6 protein-coding genes are annotated in these 7,907 nt (G+C 51.4%); 3 read left to right on the top strand and 3 right to left on the bottom strand.

What is annotated here, in order from left to right:
• The 3 genes from UN63_RS13335 to UN63_RS13325 all read left to right on the top strand — a co-directional run.
• Positions 1–181: transposase (locus tag UN63_RS13335; protein WP_146084751.1), on the top strand; the 181-nt coding region annotated here is incomplete at its 5' end.
• Between the two features lie 390 nt (positions 182–571).
• Positions 572–1,621 carry a DUF2235 domain-containing protein gene (locus tag UN63_RS13330; RefSeq protein WP_219821172.1) on the top strand — a complete coding sequence of 350 codons (1,050 nt, stop codon included), beginning with the start codon at positions 572–574 and terminating at the stop codon, positions 1,619–1,621.
• 321 nt (positions 1,622–1,942) lie between these two features.
• On the top strand, positions 1,943–3,031 hold the full coding sequence (locus UN63_RS13325) for a YkvI family membrane protein (protein WP_104487330.1): 1,089 nt from the start codon (positions 1,943–1,945) through the stop codon (positions 3,029–3,031).
• A gap of 84 nt (positions 3,032–3,115) precedes the next feature.
• On the opposite strand, the gene UN63_RS13320 is transcribed toward UN63_RS13325, so the two are convergent.
• From UN63_RS13320 to UN63_RS13310, 3 genes are all read right to left on the bottom strand, one after another.
• Positions 3,116–4,264: a hypothetical protein gene (locus UN63_RS13320; protein WP_104487328.1), complete on the bottom strand. Its 1,149-nt coding sequence runs from the start codon at positions 4,262–4,264 to the stop codon at positions 3,116–3,118.
• Positions 4,265–4,424: 160 nt separating this feature from the next.
• A complete protein-coding gene (gene fabG, locus UN63_RS13315; RefSeq protein ID WP_104487326.1) occupies positions 4,425–5,189 on the bottom strand; it encodes a 3-oxoacyl-ACP reductase FabG in 765 nt (254 codons plus the stop codon).
• Positions 5,190–5,462: 273 nt separating this feature from the next.
• Positions 5,463–7,892, bottom strand: coding sequence for a restriction endonuclease-like protein (locus UN63_RS13310; RefSeq protein WP_104487324.1), 2,430 nt, complete (start codon positions 7,890–7,892; stop codon positions 5,463–5,465).
• Positions 7,893–7,907: the final 15 nt, after the last annotated feature.

Genomic DNA, 7,907 nt, shown 5'->3' with positions numbered 1-7,907 from the left:
GCTGGTGAACAGCTTGAAAGGGGCATCCAGTCGGGTACTTAAAAAAGAGCGGCCAGATATAGCAGCCAAGTTCTACTACAAGGGGGCGTTGTGGTCGCCATCCTACTTTGCGTCAAGCTGCGGTGGGGCTCCGATAGAGATCATCCGCCAGTACATAGAGCAACAACAAACGCCCCATTAACCACGGAACGGCTACGCCGTTCACACCTTATATCCCCGCCATGAATGACGGGGCTTTACGGTGTTTATGGGTAATTACGACAAAGCCAAAAGCAGCGCAGAATCGTTCTATGTCTGCCGCTTTGCCCGCGGAGTCCCCGTCTCAGCGGGTTTTAAAAATCATCCTGCTCCGCAGGACCGGCAGCTAAAGCGCCGGCTACAAACACACCGCCTTGCACTTATGCCGTCATGCCGGGCTTGCCCCGGTATCCAAAACACACCGTTATTTGTCTCGCTGGGTGCTTGGCGCAGGGCGCCATGTTTTCCCCTTCACGGCTTTCAGATCAACACTGTGTTTTCTCCAATCTGGCATAGGCTGTAGATACTCATGCCGCCTTTTGGGAGCAAGCCCATGCCTCAACATCCGCAACGCCTGATAGTGCTGTTCGACGGCACCTGGAACGACCCGCAGGATAACACCAATGTGGTGAAGCTGGCGCGCAGCATAGCCCCCTTCGACGGTGAGCGGCGCCAGCGTTTTTTCTACGACGCCGGCGTGGGCACCGCCGCCCTGTCTCGTCTGGCCGGGGGCGTTTTGGGTATGGGCTTGAGCAAGAACCTGCGCCAGGGTTACGACTGGCTGGCTCGGCATTATCGACCGGGTGATCAAGTCTGGGTATTCGGCTTCAGTCGCGGTGCCTACACCGCCCGCAGCATGGTGGGCATGATCCGCAAATGCGGCCTGCTGCATGTGATTACCCCGACCAGCCTGGCCGCCGCCGAACGGCTGTATCGCAACAAAGATGCGGCCCCGGACGGAGAGCCGTGCCGCCAGTTTCGGGCCCGTTACAGCCGGGAGATAGACATCCACCTGCTCGGGGTGTGGGACACGGTGGGGGCATTGGGCATTCCCGGCACCATGATATCCGAGCGGGGCACTTATTCCTGGCACGACACCCGGCTGTCGAACATAGTGCAGCGGGCCTATCAGGCCATGGCGCTGGACGAACACAGGGCCGCCTACGACGCCGTGCCCTGGACCAGCGCAGACGGCAACAAGAAGACCGGCCAGATAGAAGTGGAGCAGCGCTGGTTTATCGGCGCCCATGCCAATGTGGGCGGCGGTTACCCCGGCGATCCGCTGGCCGACCTGCCGCTGGTCTGGATGCAGAGCAAGGCGATAGAAGCCGGGCTGGCGCTAACGCCGATCATGCCGGACGCTCAGGCCTGGCTAACGGCGCCCACCGATTCGTTCAACGACTTCATGGGCGGCTGGTATGGCCGCTATCGGCGCTGGTTTCATGCCGGAGATGGCCGCCTGCACCGGCGGCTGGACCAGGACGGAGAGGGCAACCTTTCCGTTGGCGTGACCATAGATCCCTCCGTGTGGGCCCGCTGGCAAAGTGTGCCCGATTATCGCCCCCGCACCCTGACCGATGCCCGGCTGATCCCACCCGAGTAGCCCCAGGATCAGGCCAGAGGCGGCTCACCACACGCGACCAAGGTCTGATATGCCTGGCGACCGGGCTTTGCTATGGTCGCCGGCCTTACGGATGCTGCAACAGTACCTTTTGTATATTCGGTATTTTTTGGTTCATCTGTAAGGTTATTTAATGGTTTATCAGGGGATTATGTTTATTGTGGTGTTATTTAACAAATCTATCACGCTACATCCTTGATTATGCTACATTCTCTGGCTTTACGGGCGCTACAACAGCACCTTCTGGAAACTAGGCCCTATTTAATCAATTTGCAGGGTTATTTGACGGAGTATCAGGCGAACATGTGGAATATATTGAAAATAGCCAGTGCATTCATTGGCATTATCGTAGGGGCAGGATTCGCCTCCGGTCAGGAAGTGCTGCAGTACTTTACCAGCTTCGGTTACCTGGGCACCGCCGCCGCCGTAGTCGCCACGGCCTTGTTCGCCTATCTGGGCATGATGCTCACCCTGCTGGGCAGTCGCACCCGTACCCGTTCCCATAAAACCGTGGTGTATCAGATTAGCGGCCGTTACATCGGCGTGATTGTGGATTACGTGATCATCTTTACCCTGTTCGGTGTGGGCGTGGTGATGATCGCCGGCGCCGGCTCCACCCTGAATCAGCAGTTTGGCCTGGCACCCTTTGTGGGCAGCGTGCTGATGACCCTGATGATGGGCGCCACCCTGATGCTGAACGTGCAGCGTGTGGTGGCCCTTATCGGCAGCATTACCCCCTTTCTGGTGCTGGCGCTGGTGTTGATCTGCATCTACAGCCTGGCCACCATGGACCGCAGCTTTGCCGAGCTGGCACCCATTGCCGAAAGCGTTGAGTCCACCTTACCGCACTGGCTGGTGTCTGCGGTCAACTATGTGTCGTTCAACATCGCCGTGGGAGCCGCCATGTCGCTGGTAATGGGCGGCGCCGAGAAAAACGAAAACATCGCCAAATGGGGCGGCTTGTTCGGCGGCCTGGGCGTAGGCGTGCTGATCATGATCAGTCACCTGGCCATGTTCTCGCAAATCGACAACATTGCCGGCTATGCTCTGCCGCTGCTTAAAATCATCGACGGCATCTCGCCCTGGCTGGCGAAAGGCATGGCCTTTGTGCTGTTTGGCATGATCTTCAGTACAGGTGCCAGCATGTTCTATGCCTTTGTCGCCCGTTTTGTGGAAATGCGCACCCCGGCCGCCACCCGCTTCTCCCTTATCACCCTGGCGGTGGGCTTTGTAGCCAGCTTTGCCGGCTTTACCCAGCTGGTCGCCTTCTTCTACCCGCTGATCGGCTACCTGGGCCTGTTTTTGGTGGGCGCACTTATCTTCGCCTCCTTCAAGCTCAAGCGAGACGCCCGCCAGCCCGGTATGGCACAGGCAGTTCGCAGCACCGATTAAGCGAACGCAGAACACTGAATCTAGCTGACAAAAAAGCCGCCATCATTGATGGCGGCTTTTTTCAGGTTCGTTGATAGTCGCAGCTTACTGACCGCGCCGCCTTATCTCAACGCTCTCCATAGCCGGAATTCGATCTTTCCTGCCACTTAGCCTGGTCAGCATGAAGTAAGCCAGTCGCAGCAACCCCATGAGTAGCGGACCCACAAGCCAGAGCAGCCAACTGCCAAGGTAAAGCACCGGAATCAATAGCAACAGCCACCCTGCAAACTGCACGACCAGCACGGGGTAGCCCAGCACATCCGCGACACCCGCGAGCAAGTCGCTGACAAGACTGGGGTGGGTCATCACCAGGTAGCCGGCACCGAACACCAGGGGCCATTTTGCATATCGAGCACTGCTCAGCACCATACGTCCGCCCTGGCTGACCCGGGCAGCCAGGGCCGCCGAGCGGGTGCCTCGGCTGGCAGCCTTGGTAGTTACCGCTGCAGCACGTCCCATACGCAACACCTTTACGGCACTGGTTAACACCAGTACATCGACCGATGCCCAGCCGATATCCCCTGCTGTGAGCTCTTCACCGGCGCGGTATTTGGTTTCCAGGCGCCGGATGCCGCTGGTAAAAAACTGGTTCAGACCTTCCAGCATGCGTTCGGTAGTGATCCACCGGGTTTCACCCTGGGCGTCCACCACAAACTGGCCGAGAAAATCGTGGCCTTCACTCTTGATGAAGTTGACCGCATACCAGCCACGCTCTTCCGGGGAGAGCGCCTGATACTGGCCTGGACCTGGGCTTCCGGTGCTGGCGCTGTCCGGGATACCGGTAAAGTACTGCTTGATAGCCAGGTAGCGTTGGTCCGCCTGGTTGATCAGCTCAATGGTGTGGATGGGGTGGGTCATAAAGTGATGGATAGGTGGCAGAACCGTTTCGCCATAGCGCAGCAGAATCTCCTGAAATTCAGGTTCCTTGCCGTAGAGCGAAAACACACTGCGGGCCATGGCCGGATAACGAATAAACGCCGCCTGCGCTTTCACCAGCAGCAGCGGGTTATCCGCAAGATCCAGCAGTACGGCCTGAACCCTGACCGGCTCTTCTTCAATGCCGGGAAATCCCTTCAACACATCGCCGGCCTGAATCTGTATCAGCCTCTGCTCAATGGGAACCGGGCGGACGACCACACTGAACACCGTTGCCAGTAACAGGGCCAGGCCACAAATCAAAAACAGCTTCTTCACAGGATCACCAATCAAGACCAATCAACAGCTAGGGTATATCCGGTTTGTTGCGAGTCTACAACCGTTAACGGGTAAAACGCGCCGAAAGTGCCGGCCTGCAACCCTGGCCGGCAACGTTTAACCATGAGTATATTTGCCTGCCCGGCACAGGCCGGGCGTTTTATCTTACCGCAGCCAGTGCTTCCGGCGATTCGGGCAGCACCTGGCCACCATCCACAATCAGGGTTTGCCCGGTAATATAGCGGGCCTCTTTTGATGCCAGAAAACAGGCAGCGTGCCCAATGTCGTCCGGCGTGCCCAAGCTACGGGTGGGAATGGCCGCCTTCATCTGCTCCAGGTAATCTTCTCCTTGTGCTTGCAGGCCCTCGGTAAGAATGTTGCCGGGCATCACGGCGTTAATGGTAATGCCATCGCGGGCGCACTCCAGTGCCGCGCTGCGCATAAAACCAAGCTGGCCGGCCTTGCTGGCGGCATAGTGAGTCCAGCCGGGAAAGCCGGTTACCGGGCCAGTGATGGACGAAGTGATCACAATGCGGCCATAACTCTGTGGTCGCATGACTTCCAGCGCCGCCTGCACCATAAAAAAGGTGCCTTTCAGATTAATGTCGTGCATTTCGTCCCAGTGCTGCTCGGTCATGGTGACCAGATCGCACTGCGGAAAAATGCCGGTGTTGGAGCACAGAATATCGAGCCGCTCAAAATCCCTGATCACGGCCGACACTAGCTGCTTGCAGCTTTTATGGCTGGATACATCCAGATAAAAATAATGCCCGTTCAGCTCCTCGGCGCTGGCCTTGCCGACGGCTTCGTCTATATCGGCGATGATCACGGTGGCACCCGCACTGGCCAGCACCCGAGCAATGCCCTTGCCAATCCCTTTGGCGCCGCCCGTGACCAATGCGATTTGATCCGTTAAATCAAACATGTGCTCTCCTTTTGTTGTTTGTAGTTTTTTAAAACATAAACGGCCATGCAAGCATAAAAAAGAAGCCCGATAAGTGATGCCGATCGACTTTTAAATGTTTAGTTTCCTCAATACCTTGGAAAGCAGGCAAAAAAATCACCGCGATTGTGAGTAGGTGGTAAAAAATCTATGGGGATATTCAAATAGTGAACTCTGATGCGTCAGCCCTGATATGCAGGACGATGGAGTAGCATTTTTTGTCTTCTGCTGAAGGTAAGTTTTTATTTCTAAGAGTCATGTCAACGCTTCTGTATAGACAGATTTAATGTCGCTGAAGTTGTGAGTACACTCTAATAATGTAAGTGTTGTCAGCTTCATTGATTTACTAATTGGACGGTGGGGCACATTTTTTATTGTATCTTTGAGAAGTAAAGGTTTGCCAAGTTCAAATAAGTAGTACAGTTCATCAGAATCTGAAGTTTTCCCAGATTGCTCTTTGGTAATAATTCCCCTCGCTACCAATGTCATATTTTTAATTGGCCAAATCTTATCAATACTTTTACTTTTTGAATCGCTATCAGATGTGGAGGCTAACGCTAGAAATTGTATTTCCTTGGCAATGTGTAGTTTGAATTCATTAAGGAAAGTTTTCTTAGGAAGGTGATACCATTTAGCCGTCCCATTGTCAAAGCCAGAGAAGTACTCATCGTTACGACTCCGTTTTCCACCTAATGCGATTGTCATGATAAGGTTACTATAAAGAGATTGTTTCATGCCATAGTAAGGGATGCGAGCGGCCTCTTGAACATAAAGGTTTTCATTCAATGACTGGGCGCTGTAATTTATAACCCCATTTTGAGAGATCACACCTAGCTGACTCGTTAAAAAGTTTCTCAACCAATAACAGCTAGTTTTACCATTGCCACTTGGTAGCATAGCAAAAGCCCCTATGCCTATTTCCGAGATGGCATTTTTATAAGGGTTGGTGTCACTTTCCTGATCAAAAAATCCTGGGTATAGTGCAAAGGCGCCAAATACGGGGCGGCTTTTACTATCAATGTTAGACGAAGAATTTCGTGAAATACGGATCAAGGCATCTCGATAACGATGCATTTGGTTTATTGCATCATCAGGTACATAATCTGCATTGTCGGTATCTTCATCTTCAAAACGGCTAGCTTGAGTTTTTATACGATATTTCGCATCAAACAACCATACGAAACGTTTATCACTCGGCTGGGGAAGCTGGACCTCCAAAACAATATCCGGCTTCTGAGTTACCAAATAGGATAGGATGTCATTACTTTTTTTTCCGAAGATGGGTTCATGGGCAAGCTTAGCACGAAAGCCATCTTCACGTTCAAACTCAAATGCTCCTGCAAAACCGTCTTTCAACTGATATTCCAAGTAGTCATTTAGTACTAATGATTTGCGTTTAGATGTTTTATCTTTGAAACCTAAATCATTGATTAATATTTTACGAAGTTCCAAAAAACACCACACTTCATAAATTTCAGAAATGGATTTCATTGAGATGCTTGACTGACTTGAAAATACGTCGAGATAAAATTTCAGTTCTTGCCAAACACGGTATACAGTGCTGTATCCTGTTTTCTGCTGTAGTACTAGAGACTCATGTGATAAGCCGTTGTATGGTCCCACTTCTTTCATAAAGCTTTGGTTCAGTATTTTATGCAATGGCTTTTGCCAGCTGTTTATCTCCGTGAGAAAGGTGTCGGATAGACGCTGATTGTCAGGGGTTTTATTGTTTTCACGCAGCTTACAATCAAACTCAGTTAATTGTTTTTTACACTTTGATATAGCTGCCTTGATGAATCTATTCTCAGGGGTGTCTACGCTAAGTTGTTTTTTTTCAATGCGGTAGCGCTTTTCAAATATACCATTGGAAAAGTCTTCTTTAACGCGGGACGAAAGGTGATGTGAAACCCGGCCTTTTAAACGAATAGCTCTGGTATATGAAACCTTCGTCTGTAGGCGACTATGAGGTGCCTGCGTAATTACTTTAAGTCCTTTTTCAAACTGCTCCCTTAACGTGCCGAAATTGGCGAGCCAAAGGAGTGGGAAATGACCTTTCTGCTTGCCTTTGGCTACATCTTGTTCGGTTTTTTCGGCAAAGCTAAACCGCCAAAGGGGATAAGTCTCATCTATAGCTTGATACATAGCGGGCAAATCACTATGTAAATCCATTTTCGTAGGCAGTACTTCAAAAGTAAAGTTGCACCGATATTCCTTCCCAGCCAACAGATAGCAGAGCGGAAGCCGCATCCAGCCAACATCATTTCCTGTATTGATTGTGCCTGTTAAACGAGCTGGAATTGAACCTTTTCCTTTGGAGAAACGAAATCCATCGTTAACCGCTTTGACTCTATGCGCAAGATATGCCTGCTCAATATTATCAAAAAACAACCATTCAAACTGATACTGCACATTTTCAAAAAAAAGTGGTTCAATAAATGATAATAGTTCAATATCTAAACCGTCCACAATAATTTTATTATCCAGTATGACAGCTTCTTTCACTGTTAATGCTGGAGAAAACCGCATCACAGAAGTAGCATCTATTTTATTTTTATTTTGAACAGAGTCCAATTTTGACTCACGCTTGCGTATAGTGTCAGTATGCACTTTTTGGCGTTTAACGATATCGTTACACCAAACGGAAAGTTCAAAATGTTCTGTTTGTATTCTTAATAAGTCTGGCATCCCTTTCCACCTCTT

It is taken from the genome of Oceanisphaera arctica, from assembly GCF_002936955.1.
GTDB classification, from domain to species: domain Bacteria; phylum Pseudomonadota; class Gammaproteobacteria; order Enterobacterales; family Aeromonadaceae; genus Oceanimonas; species Oceanimonas arctica.
Note: the sequence above shows the minus strand (reverse complement) of the source record. Positions and strands in the feature narration are given on the sequence as shown.